This is a genomic window from Oscillibacter sp. GMB15532 (genome assembly GCF_041020825.1).
Taxonomy (GTDB): Bacteria; Bacillota; Clostridia; order Oscillospirales; family Oscillospiraceae; genus Oscillibacter.
In genome coordinates this window covers 453,827-478,293 of the sequence record NZ_JBEVTO010000001.1, presented here as the reverse complement: position 1 = coordinate 478,293, position 24,467 = coordinate 453,827, and the positions used below count along the sequence as shown (strand labels likewise).

Here is a 24,467-nt window from a genome sequence, read left to right as displayed (position 1 = left end):
GCGAGAGGGACGTGGATTGAAATCTTCACAAGCCGTAACCTATGGAAGCCGCGCAAATGTCGTCCCTCGCGAGAGGGACGTGGATTGAAATTTCAATCCTCTATACCTATCAAAATGGAAAGCTGGTCGTCCCTCGCGAGAGGGACGTGGATTGAAATACCTGTCTCTGCGCTAATCGTCTGCCATTCCGTCGTCGTCCCTCGCGAGAGGGACGTGGATTGAAATGCGAAAGAGATGATTAAATCTCCAGCGTGGCGAGGTCGTCCCTCGCGAGAGGGACGTGGATTGAAATACCTCCAATCTATTGACAACATTCCAACATAGTGGGTCGTCCCTCGCGAGAGGGACGTGGATTGAAATTAGATATCTGCATGGCCTTGTCAGATGCAGATTTGGTCGTCCCTCGCGAGAGGGACGTGGATTGAAATAAATGCCCTTGATCGGATGCCAGCACCCGCACCGGTCGTCCCTCGCGAGAGGGACGTGGATTGAAATCCATCACTCGTCAGAAGCCCCAACGAATCCGACGTCGTCCCTCGCGAGAGGGACGTGGATTGAAATACACGGAGGGCGAAAAGCAATCCGACTACGAAAGTCGTCCCTCGCGAGAGGGACGTGGATTGAAATCCTTTGATTAAGTTGTTGCTCCCCCAGCCTTTAGTCGTCCCTCGCGAGAGGGACGTGGATTGAAATACTTTGAAGTTTGCCGCAACGGTTTTTTCACCGTGGTCGTCCCTCGCGAGAGGGACGTGGATTGAAATAATCAGTTTTTCGATTACCTCATAAAGAGATATGTCGTCCCTCGCGAGAGGGACGTGGATTGAAATATATGAGGCTTATTACACCTCCAGCAGCCGGAAAGTCGTCCCTCGCGAGAGGGACGTGGATTGAAATTCTGGCAGGCTCTTACCGCCGCCGAGGAGGCGCCGTCGTCCCTCGCGAGAGGGACGTGGATTGAAATACCCTGCTCTACCACCGGAGATCTATGCCACTGGTCGTCCCTCGCGAGAGGGACGTGGATTGAAATATCCAGCGCCTGCCCACCACAGACACGGGAAAAGTCGTCCCTCGCGAGAGGGACGTGGATTGAAATTCGCAGCCAACAGGCGGGAGCGTTCCAGGAAAATCGTCGTCCCTCGCGAGAGGGACGTGGATTGAAATTTTTGTTGTGTCAAATTTACCGACAACGGCAAAGTCGTCCCTCGCGAGAGGGACGTGGATTGAAATTAACAAATAATCGCCATAAAAATGAAAAATTTCCGGGTCGTCCCTCGCGAGAGGGACGTGGATTGAAATTGGACGGAACAAAACATATTCAGGGCGGCGGGGTGTCGTCCCTCGCGAGAGGGACGTGGATTGAAATGTTGAATAGCGCGGAAAGCCCCGGAAAAGCCCCGCAGGTCGTCCCTCGCGAGAGGGACGTGGATTGAAATGGCCTGCTCATAAGCGGACGTGCAGAAGAGTGCGTCGTCCCTCGCGAGAGGGACGTGGATTGAAATAATATGTTTGATGAGCTGATGGTTGGGCTGTTGAGTCGTCCCTCGCGAGAGGGACGTGGATTGAAATGTTGTGGCGTTCCTCATTTTTACCACACTGACGCGTCGTCCCTCGCGAGAGGGACGTGGATTGAAATCTGATTGTGAAAACGGAGTAGTTGCCTACGCTGGTCGTCCCTCGCGAGAGGGACGTGGATTGAAATAGAGCAAGTTATACGAGAGCAACGACCCGTCGTTGTCGTCCCTCGCGAGAGGGACGTGGATTGAAATTGCTCTGTGCAGAACGACGGTAGCCGCGAAAAGGTCGTCCCTCTCGCGAGGGACGTGGATTGAAATCGGAAAAAGTGGAGGAGGAAATCCAGCCCCCGCAGGTCGTCCCTCTCGCGAGGGACGTGGATTGAAATCGTCAGCGGCTACGGTGACATTCTCAATATGCTGTCGTCCCTCTCGCGAGGGACGTGGATTGAAATTCAAGCCCTAACTTAATACGATGAAAGGGCGGCGCGGTCGTCCCTCTCGCGAGGGACGTGGATTGAAATAAAATCGTTTGGTGTGGCCCACGCAAAACTAGACGTCGTCCCTCTCGCGAGGGACGTGGATTGAAATCCGACATGCTGTGGTGTGGGCGCTGACCCAAAGACGTCGTCCCTCTCGCGAGGGACGTGGATTGAAATAGATGTACCATGGGTTGGGCCTGTTTATGGCACAGTCGTCCCTCTCGCGAGGGACGTGGATTGAAATAGATGTACCATGGGTTGGGCCTGTTTATGGCACAGTCGTCCCTCTCGCGAGGGACGTGGATTGAAATTCTATTGCAAGCAATGATGTCAATTAACGATATGGTCGTCCCTCTCGCGAGGGACGTGGATTGAAATATTAAGCCTTTAAAAGTATTGCGCCTTTGCTTTGTCGTCCCTCTCGCGAGGGACGTGGATTGAAATCTTGTCGGCGACAGCTACGCTGCCGCCAGCACGGTCGTCCCTCTCGCGAGGGACGTGGATTGAAATTCCCGCTGTGGATTTTGTGGCCTTCGCCGTGAGGGTCGTCCCTCTCGCGAGGGACGTGGATTGAAATTATAAGCTGTACATCCCGTCCGTCGTGGTTTCCTAGTCGTCCCTCTTGCGAGGGACGTGGATTGAAATAAAAAAGAAATGAACGATTATATCTCCCATGAAGTCGTCCCTCTTGCGAGGGACGTGGATTGAAATGCCTTTGACTTTGCATCGGGACAGGGCATCCCCAAGTCGTCCCTCTCGCGAGGGACGTGGATTGAAATCGTGAAATTGTGGAAAAGGGAAAAAATGTTGTTGGGTCGTCCCTCTTGCGAGGGACGTGGATTGAAATAGCGCGGCAGGATACCCACAGTAAAGCGCATGAAGTCGTCCCTCTCGCGAGGGACGTGGATGGAAATGTTCAAAAGCTGTTTGACGCTTTTGAATCAAATGACTGTGCGGCCAGCGCTCAAAAAGCGCTGGCCGCACATGTATTCGGGGGTTATTTAAGGTTGCTGCTGATATATTCTCCGGCAACGCTGAGCACATAGTTCTGGCAGGCTGCACCGGTTTTCCAGTCGAAGTTTTCTCCGTAAATACCGGTGTTGGACAAAATGCGCACGCCCAGATACGGAACACCGTAAGTCTCGCAAATCTGTGCAGCGGCATCGGTTTCCATTTCCTCACAGGAGGTTCCAACCGTCTTATTCAGGTAGAGCATCCGGTCAATCTGGTTGTTCCACTCGTTGGAGGAGGCGATAGTCCCTTCCACCACGGAGCCGCCGGTGTAGCTGCTCTTGACGGCGTTGGCCGCCTTCAGCAGGGCAGGGTCGGCATCATGATAGACAGACTTTGTAAAGGTGTCTTCCTCTCTGTCATAGGCGTAGACGCCGTTCATTTCAAAGGCGGTGTAGTCCACACCCGCTCCCTTGGCGGAGACAACGGTTTTCCATGCAGAGTAGTTCACAGTCCGCTTGCCCAGAACAATGTCATAGGTGTGCAGTGCGGGATCATGGCCGCCGGAGGTGCCCTGATCGATCACCGCAGAAGGGTTGAAAAATTCCATCGCCAACGCAGTGGAGGCGCCCGTATTGGCAAGGCCTTGTTCCGTGCGGCAGACCACGACGGGATAACCATTATAGGTGCCGGCCACATAATCCCACTGGCCCAGCTTGTAGGAGGTAGGATTGCTCAGGGCGTCGATCATCGTGGTTGTCTCAATGCCCATGGCCCCTTCCAGCAGGATGGGCCGCTGTGTTTTATCATAGCTCTGGGTATTCAAGGAGGTCTTTTGACTGTTTGCGGTCACAGAACCGGGCGCGCTGCTGAGATAGGAAGTGATATACTGTTTTGCCACATTGAGAACGTAGCTCTGACAGGCTGCACCGGTTTTCCAGTCAAAGTTCTCGCCATAGATTCCAGTATTGGAGAGAATGCGGATGCCTAAAAACGGAATATCATAGGTCTTGCAGATCTGGGCAACGGCATTGGTTTCCATTTCCTCACAGGAGGAGCCGAAGGTTTCGTAAAGGTACAGCATCCGGTCAATTTGATTGTTCCAGGCGTCGCAGGAATCAATGATGCCATTTACAACACTGCCCTGAGTATACGTGCCCTTGACGGCATTGGCGGCAGCCAGCAATGTGGCGTCGGCATCATAGTAGACCTGCTGCGTAAATTCCCCGGCAGTCTTGTCATAAGCGTAGACGCCCTGCATTTCAATGTCTTTGTAGTCCACGCCGGCTCCCTTGGCGGATGCACCCGATTTCCATGCGCTGCCGTCAAAGGACTGCTTGCCGATCACGATATCATAGGTATGCAGAGCCGGGTCATGTCCGCCGGAGGTACCCTGATTGATGACGGCGACAGGATTGAAAAATTCCATCGCCAGCGCCGTGGAAGCGGCGGCGTTGGCCTGCCCCTGTTCGGTTCGGCAGACCACCACGGGGTAGCCGTGGTATGTACCGGCCACATAGTCATACTGACCCAGTGTGTATTCCACCGGATTGGTCAGCGCCTCGATCATTGTGGTCGTTTCAATGCCCATGGCGCCTTCCAACAGCAGCGGGCGTTTGGCACTAGTATAGGCAGCTTCCGCTTTGCTGAAATAGTTATAGAGAATCTGTGCCAGCTGGCCGCGGGTCACCGCACCGGCAGGATTCAGCTTATCCCCATTGCCGTTGATGATCCCGGAACCCACGGCCATCTTCATATAGGGCAGCGCGTAGGAAGCCACCTGATCCACATCCTTATACGCAGACAAGTCTCCTCCCTGCAGGGTTTCGCCGGTCAGCTCCGCGTAAGCGCACATCACCTTGACAAGCTGCTGACGATTGAGTTCTACATTTGCGGAGAAGCCCGTGGATGTACCCTGTGTCAGGCCTGTGCCTTTAGACCACGCGGCTGCAGAGGCGTACCATGCACTTGCTAGGACATCCTGAAAAGAGGTCATGCCGGAGACGGAAGGTGCTTTCTGAATATTGTAAAGCGTCTGAAACAGCTGGGCACGGGTCACTGTGTTTTCGGCACGAAAGGTTCCGTCTGCGTATCCGTTCATGTATCCCCGTTCCCAGACGAACTGAATGGCTGCTGAAAACGCGGAATTTTCTGTCACATCGCCGGGGCCAGCCTTGCTTGCGTTTTCTGCGGAAACGGCCGTGGTCATGATGGTCAGCATTGAGATTGCCAGAACAAAAGACAACAAAATTTTTGCTATTTTCATTTTCCAGTACCCTCTCTTTTCCTCGTGGCACCACTATAAGGTAGTACCTTTATTGAATTGCTATTTTACAGGACTTTCAAATAAAATGCAAATAAATTCTGTATTTTCAGCAATTTAAAAAAAGAAGCGCCGTTTCCGGCACCAGTTTCCGTGCTTTTTACATCTAAACTTTACGTAGCGATACCCTTTATAAGGGCCAATACGGCGTTCGTGTTTATCGTCCGCGGCGTTTGGAACAGAGAAAAAATTTGCAAAAACTCAAACGCGCCGCCATTTCTTGATGGCGGCGCGTTTTTATACCTGCCCGCAAAGGCGCTTTTGCTATTCCCGCCCCTGGAACGCCTCCCGCAGTTTGGCCAGCGCTTTTGTCTCCAATCGTGATACGTAGCTCCGGGAGATGCCGAAGGAGGAGGCCACCTCCCGCTGGGTCAGGGGGACCGTGCCGCCCAGACCGTACCGCAGGCGGATAATCTCAGCCTCCCGCCGGGTCAGTGTTTCCGCCACAAGACGGCGCAAACGCAGCGCGTCGTCCCGGTCCTGAATGTCCTCCAGCATCGTGTCGTTGACGCCCACCACGTCCATCAGCTGCAAGGCGTTGCCCTCTTTGTCCGTGTCAATGGAATCCGCAAGGGACACGTCACCCTGAAGTTTTTTCTGGCTGCGGAAATACATCAGAATTTCATTTTCAATGCACCGCGCCGCGTAGGTGGCAAGCCGTGCGCCCTTGGACGCGTCAAAGGTGGAAACGCCCTTGATCAGGCCGATGGTGCCAATGGAAAGCAGGTCCTCCTGATTGCTTTGGGCACAGTAGTATTTCTTCACCACATGGGCCACCAGCCGCAGGTTCCGCTCGATCAGCGCGTCCCGTGCCTTCATGTCCCCCTCAGCCATCAGCCGAAGATATTCCCGCTCCTCCTCCGATGTCAGGGGCTTTGGAAAAGAGCCCCCTCCGTTGAGCCGCAGGGTAAAAAGCAGCGTATTGGCAAACAGCAGCAGTGCCGCAGTCAGCATAAGCCCTCCCTCTTGGCGGCACATTCTGCGCCGCGTCTGCCGCTTTTATGAAGCGAGCGGTCCGCCGATTCAAAGGCACACCCACCGGCGCCCTCTTCGCTATCCTATGCGGCGGCGGCGGGTTCCTATGAACGGGAATTGCCGCCGGGTGAAAGCAAAAAGCCCGTCCGGCGGTGCATGTTCCTGCTTTGCTGCCCGTATTCCCGGCGGCGTTAAAAAAGGCCGGGCCGGACATATGTCCGGCCCGGCCTGGAGTACGTCTTTCTTTTGAACGCTTAACCGGGGAAGGTGCCCGCGGCCATCTGGTTGATGTACTCCATGTAGGAGGTCTGCACGTCGGCGGAAACCAGATCGTCGTTAAAGGTACCCACAGTCAGGCACTGGTTGTCGAAGGAGCCGTAGATGGTCTTACCGCCGAAGGTTCCGGCTTCCACGTCCTGCATGGCCAGCTTCAGCATGCCGGCATTGTCGGTGACAACGGAGCCGATCAGGCAGGGATTCTGGCCCAGAGCCACCAGATCGGCGGGCTGGCCAATGTCGAAAATGGCAATCTCGCCGCTGCCGTTGGCTGCGTCGATGGCCTGACGGGCGCCGGAGTCCACGGCGGAAGCATCGCCGAAGAAGACATCGGCCTTCTGGGAGATCATGCCGTTGGCCAGCTCCATGCCCTTGGCCACGTCGTTGAAGGAACCTGCATAGGCAGAGAGAACGGTGATGTCGGGATTGATGGCCTTGGCGGCTTTCTCAAACCCGGCCAGCTTCGCCTTGGTGGTGTCGATTTCCATGCCGCCGATGAAGCCCAAAACATTGGTCTTGCTCATCAGGCCGGCCAACGCACCGGCCATGTAGCCGATCTGGTTGGCGTCGGGCAGGATGCTGGTGATGTTTTCGGTGGGCAGGGTGGTGGCGCCGTTGAGCACCGCGAACGCAATGTCGGGATAGTCCTTGGCAACCTGAACGGTGGCGTCGGAATACTGGTTGCCGGGCAGGAAGATCATGTCATAGCCCATATCGCAAAAGCCCGTCATGGAGTTGGCATAGTCAGACTGGGCCACGCTGTCGGCATAGTTGGTTTCCCAGCCGAGATCGGCGGCGGCAGCCTCCATAGCGTTGTAGCAGGCCGCGCCCCATCCGCCATCGGAGATGCTGGAGTCGCAGATCATGGCCACCTTATAGACCTTGTCGCTGCCGCCGGAAGCGGCGGCGCTGCCCGCAGAACCGCTTCCGGACGCAGGGGGGGTGGAGCCGCCGCCGCAGGCCGCAAGAGACACGGTCATGGCAAGCGCAAGAGCCAGTGCAAAGAACTTCTTCATTTTCATTTTCCTCCGTAATTCAGATTTTTTGGTTGGTTACTTTATCAAAAGGCTGGAGCCTGATGAATGGAACTCAGCGCTCCTCGCGCATATACGGCTTTCCGTTGGACGCGGGTCCGGACTTCTTAATGCCCAGCACGGCCAGCGCCGCCAGCGTGAAGAGATAGGGGATCATCTGGAATAGCTGATAGGGGGTGGAGGTGTTGAAAATTTGCAGACGGAGCTGGAGCGCGTCGCAGAAGCCGAAGAGCAGGCAGGCCATCAGCACGCCGCCCGCGCTCCACCGGCCGAAGATGACCGCGGACAGGGCGATGAAGCCGCGCCCGGCCACCACGCCGTCGGAATAGGTGTTGACATAGCAGGTGGTGAGATATGCGCCGCCGATGCCCGCCAGCGCGCCGCAGATGATGCAGGCCACGTATTTCTGGCGGATGACGTTGATACCCAGCGTTTCCGCGGCCTTGGGATACTCGCCTACGGACTTGTAGTTCAGGCCCGCTTTCGTGCGGTTGAAGAAGATGGCGGTAAAAACGACCATCAGATAGGCAAAGTAGACCATAGGGGTCTGGTCAAAGAGGAGCTTGCCCAGAAAGGGGATATCCTTCAAACCGGGGATTGCCACGGTGGGCATCAGGGTCGCCTGCGCCAGCGTGGAGCTGACGCCGAAGTAAACCCGGTAGATAAAGGAGGCCACCGCAGGGGCAAAAATGTTGATGGCCATGCCGTAGACAATCTGGGGCGCACACAGGGAGATGGTGCAGTAAGCGTAAATCATGTTGATCAGCACGCCGCCGCAGGCTCCCGCCACAATCCCGAGGAAGGGACTGCCCGAGAGAAAGGAAACCATAAAGCCCGTCAGCGCACCGAAGGCCATGATGCCGTCCAGACCGATGTTGACGAGGCCTGCACGCTCGGAGTAAAGCTCCGCAAGGGCTACCATGAGAATAGGGGTTGCCATGCGGACGGTGGAGAGAATCAGTTCACCGATATCCATATTACTTCACCTCTCCCTTCTTTTCCAGGCGGTTTGAAAGCCACTGGCGAATGTGCGGCAGCTTGACCAGCGCGGTGCCGGCCACGGCAAAGACAATCACCAGAGCCTGAATAATGCCGATAACGGAGGTGGGAACGCCGGTTCCGGCCTGCATGGTGTTGGCGCCGGTGCGGAGCACTGCGAAGAAATAGGCCACCACCACCGTGGCTACCGGGTTGAGCTGGGCAATCAGCGCCATGGCCACGCCGTCAAATCCGTATCCCACGGCATAGCCGCTGATCAGGCGGTATTGGGTGCCCAACAGCTCCACGCTGCCGCCAAGGCCCGCCAGAGCGCCGGAGACGATAAAGCTGTACAGAATGTACTTCTTGACGCTGAAGCCGTTAAACTCGGCGGCGGTCATGTTCAGGCCCACCGCCCGGAGCTGAAAGCCCTTGGAGGTGCTGAACAGGAAGTACTGCACCACTGCAGCTACCGCCAGCGCGATGATAATGCCCCAGGTAACCCGCAGGTCGGGAAAAATGCGCTGGAGCTGCGTGGCGTCCGGTACGGCGGCGGTCTGGGGAACGTTGCCCTCCCGCAGAACGCTGGTGTACAAAAGGCCCATGAACAAAGTTGCCACATAATTGAGCATGATGGAGACAATCATTTCGTTCAGGCCCCGGGTGATTTTCAAAATGCCGGGGATCGCGCCCCACAGGCCGCCTGCCACCGCGCCGAAGAGCAGGCAGAGCAGCGTGGCTCCCGGCCCCTCAATGCCCCAGGTGGTGGCCACCCAGCAGGTGGCGATGGAGCCCATGATAAACTGCCCCTCGCCGCCAAGGTTAAACACGCCGCAGCGATAGGCGAAGCAGGCGCAAAGCCCGGTGAAGATCAGCGGCGTTGCCTTTACCAGTGTGGAGGCAATGTTGTTGGCCTTGCCGAAGGCGCCCTGAAACAGGTAGCCTACGGCGCTGACGGGGTTGCTCCCCAAAGCGGCGATAATAATGGCGCCAATGACGAAGGCCAGCAGCACAGAGGCCAGCGGCACCAAAATGCTCACCAGATTCTTTCTGATTTTCATAACGATCCCGCCCCCTTATTTGCCGGCCATGGCCAGGCCGATTTCCTCGATAGGAGGATTCTTGCCGGAGTAAACGCCCATGATCTGCCCTTCAAATATGACGATGATGCGGTCGGAAACCTCCAGCACCTCGTCAAAGTCTGCGGAAATCAGCAGCACGCCGCAGCCGCGGGCACGGGCGTCGATCATAGAGTCATGCACGTAGCGGGTGGCACCGATGTCAAGACCCCGGGTGGGGTGCACGGCCACCAGCAGGTCGGGATCGCCCTCCAGCTCCCGGGCCAGAATGACCTTCTGCTGGTTTCCGCCGGAGAGATTGCGGCACTCCTGATCCACGGATTCGCAGCGGATGTCGTATTTTTCCTGCATGCCCATCGCGTAGTCGTGAATGGCCTTTTTCTTCAGGTGCAGTCCGTGTCCGTCAGAAAAGCGGGAATCCTCCGTGCTTTTCAGCACCAGATTGTCCTGCACGGACATGTTGCCGATCAGACCCATTTTATTGCGGTCCTCCGGAATGTGGGACACGTTTTCCAGAATGAAGCCGTTGGGGGTAAAGCGGGCCACGGTGGAGCCCTTCAGGTCCACAACGCCCTCCTCCGGCGTGAGCACGCCGGTGACAATCTGGGCGAGCTGGCTCTGGCCGTTGCCGTCCACGCCCGCAATCCCCACGATTTCTCCCCGGCCCACCGTCAGGGACACGTCGTTCAGCCCGTTGTGCTTGGAGGATTTGTGAAAGCTCACATGGCTCAGCTCCATTACGGGCGCGCCGGGAGTTTCAATTTTTTCATAGCGGGAGGGGGCAAGGTCCCGGCCGATCATCAGGTTTGCAAGCTGGCAGCTGTCCGTTCCGCGGCAGTCCAGCGTACATACCGTCTGGCCCGCCCGCAGCACCGTGACCCGGTCAGAAATCTTCATCACCTCGCGCATTTTATGGCTGATAAAGATGACGCTCTTGTTTTCGCTTTTCAGCTTTTCAATGATGGCAAACAGGCCCTCCGTCTCAATGTCCGTGAGGGCAGCGGTGGGCTCGTCCAGCACCAAAAGCTCCGCGCCCCGGTACAGTGCCTTGAGGATTTCCACGCGCTGCTGCGCGCCTACGGCAATTTCGGTGATGGGCTTGTCCAGCTCCACGTCCAGCCCGTAGCGCTCCGCCAGCTCGAGAATTTCCTTGCGCCGGGCCTCCTTGTCGATAAACAGGCCCGTTGTCCGCCGGTCGCCCAGAATGATGTTCTCCAAAACCGTCATCGCCTCCACCAGCATGAAGTGCTGGTGGACCATGCCGATGCCCTTTTTCACCGCCTCGGCGGGGGAAGCAATTTTCACCGCTTCTCCATTCAGGTAGATTTTCCCGGCGGTAGGCTGATAGAGGCCAAAGAGCACGTTCATCAGCGTGCTCTTTCCGGCGCCGTTCTCGCCCAAAAGCGTGTGCACCTCGCCTCGCCGGACGTCCAAATTGATGTCCCGGTTGGCGTAGACACTGCCGAACTGCTTGGTGATGTGTTCCATGCGCAGAAGTTCTTCCATTGGATTTCCCCCAATCATAAAAAGAGGGACGAAAGCGCAGATCATTTCCACTCGCTTTTCGTCCCCGTTGACACACCTGAATTATTTTTATACTAGCTTAAAAATAGTAAAGTGTCAAGGCAAAATTCCATCCTGGCGAGGGGGAATTTTTGGGCTTGTCGAAATTTTAACGGCTTGCCGGACAACCTGTTCAATCGCGACCCACGGACGGCCCTGACGACGGCGGGGTCTGGCTGGGGTTCACGGCGGTTTTTTCGTCCTTGAAAAAGCCGGACCAGATGGCGCCGGTGGGGCAGGCTGCCTTGCACGCGCCGCAGCGGATGCACTCCGCGGAGTTGATATTCCCGGTCACGTCCACGCCCATTTTGCAGGCCTTTTCGCACCGTCCGCAATGAATGCAGGCGCTTTTGTTCACGCCCATCTGATAGACGCTGAAACGGTTCAGCAGTCCGTAAATCGCCCCAAGAGGGCAGAGATATTTGCAAAACGGACGGTACATCAGCACCGACCACGCAATAACCAGCACCAAAAGCCCCAGCTTCCATGAGAACAAAAACCTGGCGGCGGCCCGCAGCGCCTCGTTGGTCGCCAGCAGGGGAAGGCCGCCCTCCAGCGTTCCGGCGGGGCAGACGTATTTACAGAAAAACGGGTCTCCAATGCCGAAGGCGTCCTTCACCAGCGCGGGAAGCAGCAGCACGGCAGCAAGAGACACATATTTCCCCCAGCGCAGTGTCCTGTCCAGCCGCCGGGGTGGGCTGGGCTTGGGAGAGGGGATTTTGTGCAGCAGGTCCTGCACAAAGCCAAAAGGGCACAAAAAGCCACAGATCAGCCGCCCGAACAACACGCCGAACAGCAGAACCGTTCCTGCCACGTAATAGGATACGCTCCGCGTCCGTCCGCCGATCACTGCCTGTAAGGAGCCGATGGGGCAGGCCCCCGCGGCGCCGGGGCAGGAGTAGCAATTCAGCCCTGGGACACACAGGCGCTTGGAAGGGCCCTGATGAATGCGCCCGGTAATAAAGTTTCCCAGATGCGGGTTTTGGGCAAGCGCCGCCAGCGCCTGAATCAAATGCCGAGTTCCCTGTTTCATCAGCCGATCCCGATGCACTCAAGGCAGATGTTCACGGCCTTTTGCAAAACCTCCGCCGGCTCACCAACAGAAATGCCCACCGCAATCAGGCCAACCGAGATGGTAAAAATCGCGACGGTGACAAGGCGTTTTCCTGCCAACCGGCGGTGGGGCCGGGGTGCGTCCTTTGCCGTCATCCCACAGTCTCCAGCAGGGTGTCAATAATTTTGGACCACTCCTCGCCGCTGCGTGCGCCCACATAGGACTGGCCCACCAGTTCGCCCTTGTCGTTGACAAAAATCGTCTCCGGTACGGAGCTGACGCCAGACAGCTTGGCGGCAATCAAATCTTCCGAGGGCAGCAGATGGAGGTAGTTTGCCCCCGTCTGCTCTACCAATTCCTGGGCGGTCTGCACCATATCCGGGGAGAAGGCCCCGCTGGTCTGCGAAACGTCCACCACAATGCCCACAATCTGAACGCCCCGTTCCCCATAGTCGGCGGCCAACTGGCCCAAATCCGGCATTTCCCGCAGGCAGGGGCCGCAGAAGGTGGCCCAGATGTTGATTAAGGTCAGCTTGTGATTCGCAAAAATCCCCTCGTCCACGGGGACGCCGTTTAAATCCCACGCGGCGAAGGAGGACAGGGTTCCCGCCTTCTCGGCGGGCTGATACTCCCCGCTCTCCGTTTCATAGGGCCAGTCGATGATCCCGCCGAAATCACTGAGGTTCGTATAGCCCATGCCTGAGAGCTTTGTTGCGGCCTGTGCGCTGCGGTTTCCGCTGCGGCAGTAAATCAAAATCTCCGCGTCCAGAACGGGAAGCTGGGCCGGCGGCTCCGTGCCGATTTCCTCGTTGGGGAGCAGGATGGCCCCGGGAATGTGGACCTCTGCGTATTCTCCGGCGGTGCGCACGTCTACCACCACGGGGGTCCCTGCGGTCATGCGCTCATGGGCTTCCTCAGCGGTAATTTTAACAGGCTCCGGAAAAACGTCCTCGGAACCCCCACCCGAAGCAGGCGGCTCACTGGGGGAGCAGGCACTCAATAGAAATAAAAAAGACAGGCTCAGCAATGCTGTTATTTTTTTCACAGTCGTTCCTCCTTTACGGCGGCAGCGGCAATGCTTTAGGCAGTCCGATGCGGGGTTTTGACAGATGTAGTACCCTTCATATGTATCATATCAGGGTCCAAAATGCAAGGATATTTTCGGAATGATTACTATTTATTGGGCTTATAGCTATCTCGTATTTGGCTTATATGCCCTTTTTGGAAAGGAAAAAACGCTCCCGCGCAGCAGGAGTGATAAGGCCCGCAGGAGCGGCATAGGATGGTATTGTCGGTCCGAAAAGCGTCTTTGCGTCCGCCTGCCGCCGGGAAAGCCCGGGCGGCAGGCGGACGCAGAGAGGCGCGCCGTCAGCAGTCAAATCCACATGCCGCAGGGAGGAGCGCTTGAAGTATGAATGGTGAAAACAATACCGCACCGGTGCAAAACACCCGGGGTGGACTGGGACAATTGCAGATCAACGCGTTTTTGGAGGACCGGCGCGTGCCCGCGGAAGACGTGTCCGTCCAGATAATTGACCCCGATTCCGGAAATGTTTTGGAGGAGGTGCAGACCAACGCCCAAGGAAAGGCCCCGGAGCTGACCTTTCCAACGCCCCCGCTGGAATTTTCCATGGAGGCAGGGCAGCCCCGGCCCTTTAATCAGTACAATGTGCTCGTCTCACTCCCCGGCTATGGGCAGACGGTCATCGAAAACGTGCAGATGTTTCCAGAGGTCACCGCGGTGCAGAACGTGGCCCTGCGGCCGACGTTTTCTGGCCTTTTGATTCCCTATCCCACGCTTTGGGGAGATTTCCCACCCAAAATTCCGGAGGATGCCATAAAAGAACTGCCCTTTGCTGAGAATTTTGTAGTGTTGCCGGAGCCGGTGGTACCGGAACTCATTGTGGTGCATCAGGGCCGTCCGGAAAATACAGATGCGGCCAACGTCACGGTGCTTTTTACAGATTACATCAAAAACGTGGCCAGCAGTGAAATTTACTCCACCTGGCCCCGGGAAACAATTACGGCAAACGTTCTGGCAATCATTTCCTTTACCCTCAATCGGGTCTACACGGAGTGGTATCGAAATAAGGGTTTTGACTTTACAGTCACCAACTCCACTGCCTACGATCAAGCGTTTACCTATGGACGCACCATCTTCCGGGAGATTTCCGAGGTGGTGGACGAAATATTTACCACCTATATCACGAAGCCGGACATTGTCCAGCCCCTGTTTACCCAGTACTGCGACGGGGCAAGGCGGAACTGCCCGGGCTGGCTAAGCCAGTGGGGCTCCAAGGACTTGGGAGATCAGGGCTATCCCGCGCTGCAAATCCTGAAAAGCTTTTATGGCTACGACATCTTTTTGGAGCAGGCGCAAAAGGTGGAGGGTATTCCCATCTCCTTCCCCGGCTACGTGCTGGAGCAGGGCTCCACCGGCGCTCCCGTGCAGACCATCCAGCACCAGCTCAACGCCATTTCCAACAACTATCCCCTGATTCCCAAGGTGGCGGAGGACGGCGTGTACGGAGAGAGTACGGCAAATGCCGTGCGGGTATTTCAGGAGACGTTTGACCTGCCGGTGACGGGACGGGTCAATTTCCCCACATGGTACCGCATCTCGGGCATTTATACCGCCGTGGCCAATCTGGCGTAGTTTCAGCAAAAAAGCTGCGAAATTCCACGCAAGCTTTGCCGATGCCCCGGCCCACCGCAAAATCACGCCGAAATAAATGAAACCGGGTCCCTGCGCCTATGGCGCAGGGACCCGGTTGTGCAAAAGCTGTCAAATGCCCGTCAAAGAAATGGAAAAGACGGGACGGGGTTTTAAAAATCCTCCTGAAGTACGTAGACGCTGATCACCTCTTTAGAAGCGGAGGCCGTATCGTAAACCACGGAAAGGAACATGTCTTCATAGGCAAAATGGGCGTCGCCATCCTTGTCGCTGAGGGGCTCGCCGAAGACCTCTGTAAAGTCGGACAGGCTGTCGCCTAGATGAAGCCCGTTCAAGTCAATGTCGTCCGTCATCACAAGGACCTGTGCCACCTTCGTGTAGGTGTCAGTGTCAAACCAGACGCGGATGCCTGCCTTTTCAAAGGCCAATCCGCCCTCGTCCACAGATTCGGGCGTTTCATCTCCCAAGGCGGCAATCAGCTCCTCCTGGGTCAGGCCCAGAAGCCCCGTCAGGTCCGAAAGGTCCATGGCACCGGCGTCCTCCGCCTGAGAAGACCCGGCGGAAGAGGTCCCCGACTGGGCGGATCCGGAAGAGGACGCCTGCCCCTCGCTGCCGGAAGAGCCTGCGGGCGGCTGCGCCGCGCAGGCACTCAGAGCCATGAGGGACACCGCCGCCAATAGTGCCAGCATCCGCTTTTTAAAATGAGTAAGCGGTTTCGTTTTTCCTGTCATACAAAATACCTCCAAAAGTAATCCCTGCCGTTTTTGGCTGGGCTTGTAATAATTGACGTAAAAACGCTCCAATAAGTTTCGCTCTCAAAAAAATTTTCCGTTCTCCGTCGGGAAAAACGAGGCATTTGCCGCTTGACAAAGCCACCGGGCCCGGTATATGTTGAATTCAAATCTTGTACCGCCCGCTTTTGCGGCTGGTTGCTGTGGTCCACGGACTTTGAAATCCGGAATGGCGGCTCTAAAATTGTCATATTTCCGGTTGGTTTTTACAGGAAGAGTATGTTATAATATTAGCAAAGCAGGCAATGTAATTGTTTTTGGCTGCGTTTTTGCCCGCCGGAGGCGGCCTGAAAGCACGGCCAAGAACTGTTGACCGCGCCGTATGGCGGTATGGAAACGCTGCGTTTTAGAAAGGTAAGGTGTTGACTATGCACTGTATTCGGAAGGTAACGGAGGATTTGCTCTGGCTCGGTGTCAGCGACCGTCAGGCCCCACGCTTTGAGGCGGCCCACCCTACACCTAGGGGCATGGCCTACAATTCCTATCTTCTGCTGGATGAAAAAACCGTTCTGTTCGACACGGTGGACCGGGCGGTACAGACCCAGTTTTTTGAGAATCTTGAGTATGCGCTGGGGGAACGGACGCTGGACTACGTGTTTGTCCACCATATGGAGCCGGACCACGCGGCCACGTTGGGCGATCTGATGCTTCGGCATCCGGAGGCCACGATTGTGTGCAACGGGAAGTCCGTCAATATGATTCACCAGTTTCACTGCACGGACCCCAAGCGGGTGATTCTTGTAAACGAGGGGGATACCCTTCCCACCGGGCGGCACAGCTTCACCTTTTACAACGCCCCCATGGTCCACTGGCCGGAGGTCATTGCCAGCTACGACTCCACCGACCACATCCTGTTTACCGCCGACGCCTTCGGCAGCTTCGGCGCACTGAACGGAATCCTGTTTGCCGACGAGGTGGACTTTGACCGGGACTGGCTGGACGAGTTCCGGCGGTACTACACCAACATCGTGGGGAAATACGGCCCGCAGGTGCTTTCGCTGTTGAAGAAGGTTTCGGGGCTGGAGCTGGGGATGATCTGCCCGCTCCACGGACCGGTGTGGCGGAAGAATCTGGACTATCCCCTGAGCAAGTATGCCAAGTGGGCCGCCTATGAACCGGAGGTGCAGGGCGTTCTGATTGCATTTGCCTCGGTTTACGGGGGGACGGAGGCTGCGGCCAACATTTTGGCCTGCCGTCTGGCGGAGCGGGGCATCGCTGTGGATATGTACGACGTGTCCGTGACCCACTATTCCTACGTATTGTCCGAGCTGTTTAAATACAGCCATATTGTGTTTGCATCCACTACCTATAATAATGGCATCTTCGTTTCCATGGAAAATCTGCTCCATGATGTGGCCCACCACAACCTGCAAAACAGGAAGGTGGCCCTGATTGAAAACGGCTCCTGGGCACCCGCCAGCGGAAAGCTGATGACCCAGATTCTGGGCGGGATGAAGAATATGGAGCTTGTGACTGCCCCCGTCACGCTGAAATCCGCGCTGGCCATCGGACAGGACGCGGAGCTGGAGGCTTTGGCTGATGCCTTGGCCGCCGATTTGCGGGGAGAGACGCCGGCTACTCCCGGCGATCAAAATGAGGACAAGCCCAAGGGCTTTGTGTGCAAGGTGTGCGGTTTTATCTATCAGGGTGACGCCCTGCCGGACGGTTTTGAATGTCCGATTTGTCATCGCACCGCCGAAGTCTTTGAGCCCCTGCCCTGAAAACAGGAAAAAATATATCGGAAAGGAGATTTTTTATGAAGTATGTGTGCGACATGTGCGGCTATGTCTATGACGAGGCCGAGGAAGGCCCCATGCCCGACGATTACGTCTGCCCTCTGTGCGGCGCGGACAAGAGCCATTTCCATCCCGAGGATTGATTGATTAAAAAACGGGCGGGGCCGTCTTCTTTTATAAAGAGACGGCCCCGCCCGGTCCGTACAACCCGAAAGACACGAGAATGATTAGCCCGCCAAAAAATCTGCGGGCGGGAATGGAGCTGCCTGTGCGATCATCCCCAGAGGCCCGGCAGGAGGACATCGGCCCCCGGGAGGATGCAAAGTCGCGCGCTTCGCTAAATTTGGCACTGCAATTGTTGCATTGGCTTACATTTAGTCCGAGTTTTTATTTCCATAATTTTCTTAATTGCGGTTGACATGTGTGCAGCATTGCAGTAAAATACGGATGCTGAGATTAGAATAATGAGGTGCGGAAAGGGCAGAGGGAGATTTTTTTATAGGCTTTGGTTAGTATTAACTAACCAAAGGGCTTGACAGAGTATTCTGCTTGATTTCCGGACCGCGGCTTGCAGCAAGCAACATATATTGCCTAGTGGTTAGCTTTAGCTAACTATTAAGCGGAAAGGAGGAGAATCTTTCTGGCGGTACAGTATTTTAAGAGGAGGAAAAAATGAAAATCGAACGTAAGAAAATAATGTCTGCGGTTTTGTCGGCAGTGATGGCTTTGTCCTTACTGCCGTCGGCGGCACTGGCGGCGGAACTGAATGATGCCGATTCGGCAAAACAGGTCGTTTCGGCGCAAATTAGCGGCGAAATGCAGCGCAGCAGCGACGCACAGCTCGAAAGCTATTTGACCACTGCATCGCAGGGTACATCAAACTTTGCCGGCGGCTCCGGTACGGTGGACGACCCTTATCAGATTCAGACTCCCGAGCAGCTTGCCCTGGTGGCGGAAGATATGGGAGCATCCTATCAGCTGGTGGAGGATATTCCCCTGACCGGTACATGGACGCCCATCGGTACGTTTCAGGCGTCGGCGGAGAATGCCGAGGAGCCCGATGGAGCCTATGCCTTCCACGGAACCTTTGACGGCAACGGGAATACGATTTCCGGACTGAACGTCGGGGGAGAAAACGCCATGTGCGTGGGCCTGTTCGGCGTTACGTCCAATGCCACTGTAAAAAACCTGACTCTTGAGGACGCGCAGGTTGCAGGCTTCACCATGACCGCCGCGGTCATTGGCTATGCTTACAACACCACGGTTGACAACGTGGACTTGACCGGCGCCAATACCATTCGCGGGCGGAGTACGGGCGCCAACGTTGCCAATATGGTGGCGGGCATTGTTGGCGCGGGCATGGATTCCACCATTCTGAACTGCGATGTTTCCGGGACTACCCTGACCATGGACGGAATTTCCGGCGCAGCATATTCAGGCGCGAACGTTCATGACGCGGGCCTTGTGGTTGGCGGTATGGAAGGGTGCACGCTGGAGAACTGTACTGCGACAGGCGGCGGCGTCGAGGTCACCACTGCCGGAGAATATGCCTTCGGTATCGGCGGTCTTGCGGGCTGCGCCATTGAAGCGGCCTATGTGAAAGACTGCGAAGCGACCAATGTGACGGTCAGAATTGCCAACGGCGAGTCCGACCTGATCGGCGGCCTTGTGGGCTATTCCGGGACAAGCGGCCTTGCGGCCCCTACGCAGATTAACAACTGCACCGTGGCAGGTTCGGAAATTTACGCTATCGGTGCAACCAGCCGCGTGGGCGGACTGTTGGGCGGCGGATTCTATTTCCCCGATTATGCCTCGTATTACCCGGTTCCCGCCCGGATCAGTGTGACCAATAGCACCGCGGACGCAGGTTCCTATGGGCTGGTGGGCCATGCCACCGAGCTTGACAGCATTAATGGCACACCCGGAAGCGAGCGTATTTTTGCGGGCGGAGACGGCGCTGTCAATACTCCTTATCAGATTGCAGATGCCGCCGCGCTGTATGCGGTGAACTACGGCCTGAATGCAAATTACAAGCTGACGGCTGACCTTGACCTTGGGGCCACGTTTGATTTGAGTTACGGCAGCACCGTCTACCATAGGTGGCAGCCCATCGGCGTGCTGCGATACGGCACGGACGTGGATATGACCACCGGAGCGATGGATTTGACCAAGGCGTTTTCCGGTACCTTTGACGGCGGAAACTATACGATTTCCAACGTCACGGTGGATGCCAGCGCCGATGAAACGATGATGGCTCCCGGCGGCATCTTCTCCTGCGTCACCGGCACGGTGAAGGACCTGACAGTGAAAAATGTCACCGTCACCTCCAACGAAAATGCGGCCATGACTGCCGGCGGCGTCATCGGATATGCCCTGCCCGGTGCAGTTCTGAGCAACGTCGACTTGACGGCGGCTGATGGACATCGAAATACCGTCACCGGACGGAACTGCGTGGGTGGCATTACCGGCGGAAGTGAGAACGCCACGCTGTCTTACTGCGACGTCTCGAAGACCGATATTGTGGTGCTGGGCAGCAACGATTTCTCGGAGACTCCGGGCCGCATCATTCAGGTCGACGTTGCGGAATGCGGTGGTCCCGTGGTGGGCGGCGGCTTCGGCGGCTCCATCGCAAACAGCTCCGCCACCGACTGCACGGTAAGCGCTGCCGGTAATGAGCCTGTGGGCCTTGGCGGCTTGGCTGGCTGCCTGCAATGCATGACGGCCATCACCGATAACACTGTTTCCGGTGTGACCATCACCACGCAGCAAGGCGGCCACGCCATTGGCGGACTGTGCGGCTATGCGGGCACCGGAACTGACGGAGCGGGCATCGACGTTGCGCCTGCCGCGCCTACCACTGTCACCGGCAACACGGTTGACATTACCATTAATGCCCCAGGAGCCACCCATGTAGGCGGCCTGATCGGAACCGGTCTGTATTTCTACGGAATGGAAGACCGATACACGGCCAGCGGCAATACCGTCTCCGGCTCCATCACTGCCGGAACCGGCGTGGATTCCCTGTACGGCGCGACCACTCCCGGTGCAATTGCCGGACGGGCCGTGGGCAGCAGCATTGATGAGAGCAATACGTTCAGCGGTCTGACAATCAACAGCGTGGCCGCCGTAAACGCCGTGGGCACGACCAACGGCATGTACGAGAGCGGGGACCAATACGGTGAGGACGACACAGCAGGCTTTATCCAAGGCATCAGCGATACCTATCAGCAGCTTTTCGAGGGCGCGACTCTGGAGAGCCAGTACGACCACTATTGGTATGACTACTGTGCTGCCATTGTGGGTGCGGACAAGGCGGACGAAATGGTTGCCATGATGAAGGCTTCCATCGGCGCGGCAGAAGGCCAGCAGGGTGGGGATTCTTTCTTCTGCGGCTTCATGGGCGATGTAGCGAGCCTCACCTTTAACGGCTTGCAGATTTCCGGCTTTGACGCGCAGGGCGTCCAGCTATTCTCTCATCCCTATCGCTACGTGGGTACCGGGGCCCTGTATATGGAGGGGCAGGTGGTTATGCCCGGCTTCACCATCCTGCAAAGCCTGGATGCGAACTCCGGAGAGTACACCTACTTCCTGATGGCGCCCGATACGCCTGCCTCAACCTATCACATTGAATTCCGCTATGGCAGCGATTTAGATGCGCTTCAGCAATTTGCAACCGGCAGCTATGCCAATTGGCTGGCTGCGGGCATTCCCACCAGCGCGATGGCGGACAGCAGCGAAGAACTGCTGGAGCAGGTAATCTCCCTGTTCTGCCTTGAGAATATGGATTACACCGCAGCCCGCACCGCCAGCTCTTTGGCCCAGTTGAGCGATGTGGTGGGAACCTGGGACTGCAACGTCAACAACTATCCCGAACTGGTAAGCATGGGCGTCACAAGTCTCTACTGCGTCCTCAATGCCGACGGCACTGGAATTACGTATGTCAACGGTCAGGCCGCCAACAGCTATCAGTTCTTTGCTTATGACAACAGTGCCAGCGCCATGTCCGGCATATATGTTGCAAACGCAGAAGATGAGACTAAAGGAAGCCACTATGTGCGCTCCGGCAATAACCTGACCTTTACAACGCTGGATGGAGAAAGCATTACCTACACCAAACGCGGCAGTACCTCCAATGATAACTCCGGCAGCGGCTCCGGTGACGGAGGCTCTGTTGCTTCTGGAAACGCGACGATCAATGTCAGCGGCGGCAGCGTGACTGCCGCACAAATGACCGCCGCAGTTAAGAGCGCGGCCAAGGGTGCTGTCATTTCCATCAGCGCGTCCGGCGCGGCGCAGGTTACGCTGCCCGTATCCGGACTGACCGCGGCGCAGGCCAATAACAACAGCCTCAACATTACCACGAAAAACGGTGTGATTGCCGTGTCTGCCGAAGCTCTGGCGGGCGTGATCAGCGGGGCTTCTTCCAGTGCCAGCGTCAGTGTTGGCATCACGGCTGCGTCGGCCTCCGCCGCGGGCCTTTCTGATGGAACACCTGCATTTGACGTATCCCTTTCCGTTGGCGGTCAGGCCGTCCACAGTTTCGACGGTTCTTTGACAATCACGCTGACGGTGGCCAATTTGAGCAAGATTGCAAACCCCTATGTGCTGCACATTCTGACCGACGGCACAAAGGAGTATCTGAAGCCCTCGGTCAGCGGAAACAGCCTCACGATCAGCGGCGTGCGGAATCTCTCCGTGTTTGCTGTGATTCCCGGCAGTGAAGTGCCTGCGGAGCTGGCATTCACGGATGTGGCAAGCGGCGCGTATTATGCGGACGCCGTGCGCTGGGCGGTTGAAAAGGGCGTGACCTCCGGGACAAGCGCCACCACCTTTGGACCCAACGCCGCATGCACCCGCGCGCAGGCGGTGACCTTCCTGTGGAGAGCAGCGGGTTCTCCGGAGCCTGCCTCCACGGCAAATCCCTTTGGGGATGTGGACAGCGGAGCCTATTACTTCAAGGCGGTTTTGTGGGCGCTGGAGAAGGGAATCACCGGCGGCACCAGCGCCACGGCATTTAACCCCAATGGCGCTGTTACCCGGGCGCAGATTGTCACCTTCCAGTACCGCGCAGCGGGTTCTCCCTCTGTGACAACCGCCAATTCCTTTGGCGATGTGCCCTCCGGCGCGTACTACGCGAACGCAATTCTGTGGGCCGTGGAAAAATCGGTTACAAACGGAACCACAGCTACCACGTTCAGCCCGAATACCAATTGCACCAGAGGTCAGATTGTGACCTTCCTGTATCGGCAGTTTGGCGTGTAACGCAAACTGCTTAGAAAGAACCGGGGAGCATCGGCGCACTGCGCCGATGCTCCCCGGCCTTTTTGGAATGTGCATAAAATATGAAAAGAAATGGTTATTTTTTCGGGCATCTTGTAAGTTAAAAGTCTGGATTTTAATTTTGAAAATGCTGTGGCATAGGCGGACTTGAAAATTTTTCTGACCAATCAAGGGATTTTTAAGAAAAGTAAGCGGATGCAACTTCCGGCACGCAAGGGGCATCTGGTGAAAAAGACTGTAAAATAAAAAATGACTTTCTAAAGTTTGTATATTTTTTCAAACACCACTGTTGACTGTTGAAACGCTTTGCAGGATAATACTATTTAAATAGCTAAATCACTGCGTTGCCTGATCAAAACCTCACTTAAAAAGATGAACGGACGAGGCATTCGGGCGACCCCATACTTGTGAGGGACTTTTGTGGTTGTTTTGCAAAAGCCCCTTAATTTTATAGCATTTTATCAAAAGAGCAAGGAGTGTGATGGACATGAGTGCAATTCAAACCGGAACGGAAGCCTGCATTGACGAAATCGTCGCCGTCCGAAGAGATATCCACCGTCATCCGGAAATTGGCCGGTCGGAGGTGCGCACCTCCGCGCTGATCCGGGAAAAGCTGGCGGAGTACGGAGTGGACAGGATTGAGCAGCCTGTTCCAACGGCTGTGGTTGCCCTGATTCACGGTACCGCAGGATTTGGCAAGTGCGTTGCCCTGCGTGCCGACATCGATGCGCTGCCGGTAAGCGAGGATTCCGGGCTGCCCTTTGCCAGCGAGACGCCGGGAATGATGCACGCCTGCGGACACGATATGCACGCGTCCATGCTGCTGGGCGTGGCAAAGGTACTCTGCGGGATGAGAGAACAGTTTCGGGGAACGGTGAAGCTGATTTTCCAGCACAGCGAGGATACCCTTCCCGGAGGGGCCATGGAGCTGGTGGAAAAGGGCGTTTTGGAAAACCCACATGTGGATGCCATCTATGCGATTCACATGCTGCCGGATCAAGACCGCGTGGGCAAGATCGGCATGCGTGCCGGGGCTGTGACCACGTCTGTGGACCTGTACGATGTGACGGTGACCGGTCGGGGCGGACATGGCTCCGAGCCGCAGAAAACGGACGATCCCATTCTGGCCGCCTGTCAGATGGTTGTGGATATGCAGCAGATTGTTGCCCGCAGAATTGACCCGCTGGAGACGGGAATTCTCTCGATCGGAAGCATTCACAGCGGAGACGCACCCAATGTGATTCCCGGCGAGGTGAAATTTGGTGGGGTGTCCCGGGCTTTTTCTGAGGAAGTGCGGGAGACGATCCGCCGTCAGATGTTTGCCATTGGCAAGGGAATGGAGTCCATCTCCGGCTGTAAGGTGAATATTTACCATTACCACGGCTATCCCGCAGCATACAACGATGCGGATTTAGTAGACTGCGCCAGGAAGGCGGTGGCGGATGAGTTGGGAGACGACGCCATCGTGGAGCTGGAGCGGCCCATGGGCTTTAGTGAAGACTTTGCCTATTTCTATCAGATGACGGGCACGCCGTCCGCCTATTTTATGCTCTTTGGCGGGCAGGGTGGGGAGGAACTGTATCCCCTTCACAGCCCCAAGCTGGTCCTGCGGGAGGAGGCTATGCCATACGGCATCCGGGCCATGGCAGGCATCGCCGTTGAATATCTCAACCGCTGAGGGCGGCACTCCCAATCAGAAAGCGGAGCCGCACCATACATCCATCGGCAAAGGACCTCCCTGCGGCAAGCCGCCGGGTTTT

The 24,467-nt window shown here is 56.5% G+C and carries 15 protein-coding genes and 1 CRISPR repeat array (1 of these 16 cut by a window edge); of the genes, 5 read left to right on the top strand and 10 right to left on the bottom strand.

The annotated features are described in order from the left end of the window. Positions 1 to 2,907: a CRISPR direct-repeat array (repeat unit 33 nt; unit sequence GTCGTCCCTCGCGAGAGGGACGTGGATTGAAAT); it reaches 281 nt to the left of the window's first position. An 83-nt stretch (positions 2,908 to 2,990) separates the two neighbouring features. From mtnN to ABVS15_RS02200, 9 genes are all read right to left on the bottom strand, one after another. Then, positions 2,991 to 5,210 carry a 5'-methylthioadenosine/S-adenosylhomocysteine nucleosidase gene (gene mtnN, locus ABVS15_RS02240; protein WP_369282144.1) on the bottom strand — a complete coding sequence of 740 codons (2,220 nt, stop codon included), beginning with the start codon at positions 5,208 to 5,210 and terminating at the stop codon, positions 2,991 to 2,993. Between the two features lie 321 nt (positions 5,211 to 5,531). Further along, positions 5,532 to 6,221 (bottom strand): RNA polymerase sporulation sigma factor SigK, encoded by a 690-nt coding sequence (gene sigK / locus ABVS15_RS02235; protein ID WP_369282143.1) that lies wholly within the window; start codon positions 6,219 to 6,221, stop codon positions 5,532 to 5,534. Positions 6,222 to 6,496: 275 nt separating this feature from the next. Further along, the gene (locus ABVS15_RS02230; protein WP_369282142.1) at positions 6,497 to 7,534 is read right to left on the bottom strand and encodes a BMP family protein; all 1,038 of its coding nucleotides are present in this window, start codon (positions 7,532 to 7,534) and stop codon (positions 6,497 to 6,499) included. Positions 7,535 to 7,607: 73 nt separating this feature from the next. Further along, positions 7,608 to 8,528, bottom strand: coding sequence for an ABC transporter permease (locus tag ABVS15_RS02225; protein WP_369282141.1), 921 nt, complete (start codon positions 8,526 to 8,528; stop codon positions 7,608 to 7,610). Between the two features lies 1 nt (position 8,529). Beyond that, positions 8,530 to 9,591: an ABC transporter permease gene (locus ABVS15_RS02220; RefSeq protein WP_369282140.1), complete on the bottom strand. Its 1,062-nt coding sequence runs from the start codon at positions 9,589 to 9,591 to the stop codon at positions 8,530 to 8,532. A 15-nt stretch (positions 9,592 to 9,606) separates the two neighbouring features. Next, positions 9,607 to 11,115, bottom strand: coding sequence for an ABC transporter ATP-binding protein (locus ABVS15_RS02215; RefSeq protein WP_369282139.1), 1,509 nt, complete (start codon positions 11,113 to 11,115; stop codon positions 9,607 to 9,609). A gap of 190 nt (positions 11,116 to 11,305) precedes the next feature. After that, positions 11,306 to 12,205: a 4Fe-4S binding protein gene (locus ABVS15_RS02210; RefSeq protein WP_369282138.1), complete on the bottom strand. Its 900-nt coding sequence runs from the start codon at positions 12,203 to 12,205 to the stop codon at positions 11,306 to 11,308. Continuing rightward, positions 12,205 to 12,381: a CD1871A family CXXC motif-containing protein gene (locus tag ABVS15_RS02205; RefSeq protein ID WP_369282137.1), complete on the bottom strand. Its 177-nt coding sequence runs from the start codon at positions 12,379 to 12,381 to the stop codon at positions 12,205 to 12,207. Before ABVS15_RS02205 ends, ABVS15_RS02210 begins: the two co-directional genes overlap by 1 nt. Further along, positions 12,378 to 13,271 carry a rhodanese-like domain-containing protein gene (locus tag ABVS15_RS02200; protein ID WP_369282136.1) on the bottom strand — a complete coding sequence of 298 codons (894 nt, stop codon included), beginning with the start codon at positions 13,269 to 13,271 and terminating at the stop codon, positions 12,378 to 12,380. The genes ABVS15_RS02205 and ABVS15_RS02200 overlap by 4 nt, the downstream gene beginning before the upstream one ends. Positions 13,272 to 13,637: 366 nt before the next feature. Between ABVS15_RS02200 and ABVS15_RS02195 the strand changes: the two genes are divergently transcribed. Further along, complete coding sequence (locus ABVS15_RS02195; protein WP_369282135.1) at positions 13,638 to 14,882, top strand: peptidoglycan-binding protein; 1,245 nt, start codon at positions 13,638 to 13,640, stop codon at positions 14,880 to 14,882. A gap of 170 nt (positions 14,883 to 15,052) precedes the next feature. Here the strand turns inward: ABVS15_RS02195 and ABVS15_RS02190 are convergent, their stop codons facing one another. Next, the gene (locus tag ABVS15_RS02190) at positions 15,053 to 15,631 is read right to left on the bottom strand and encodes a hypothetical protein (protein WP_369282134.1); all 579 of its coding nucleotides are present in this window, start codon (positions 15,629 to 15,631) and stop codon (positions 15,053 to 15,055) included. A 428-nt stretch (positions 15,632 to 16,059) separates the two neighbouring features. Here ABVS15_RS02190 and ABVS15_RS02185 point away from each other — a divergent pair, with 428 nt between their 5' ends. From ABVS15_RS02185 to ABVS15_RS02170, 4 genes are all read left to right on the top strand, one after another. After that, positions 16,060 to 17,412, top strand: coding sequence for an MBL fold metallo-hydrolase (locus ABVS15_RS02185; protein WP_369282133.1), 1,353 nt, complete (start codon positions 16,060 to 16,062; stop codon positions 17,410 to 17,412). A gap of 35 nt (positions 17,413 to 17,447) precedes the next feature. Next, positions 17,448 to 17,570, top strand: a complete 123-nt coding sequence (locus tag ABVS15_RS02180) for a rubredoxin (protein ID WP_293009589.1) — start codon at positions 17,448 to 17,450, stop codon at positions 17,568 to 17,570. Between the two features lie 529 nt (positions 17,571 to 18,099). After that, complete coding sequence (locus ABVS15_RS02175) at positions 18,100 to 22,689, top strand: S-layer homology domain-containing protein (protein WP_369282132.1); 4,590 nt, start codon at positions 18,100 to 18,102, stop codon at positions 22,687 to 22,689. Positions 22,690 to 23,194: 505 nt separating this feature from the next. Then, on the top strand, positions 23,195 to 24,385 hold the full coding sequence (locus tag ABVS15_RS02170; protein WP_369282131.1) for a M20 family metallopeptidase: 1,191 nt from the start codon (positions 23,195 to 23,197) through the stop codon (positions 24,383 to 24,385). Positions 24,386 to 24,467: the final 82 nt, after the last annotated feature.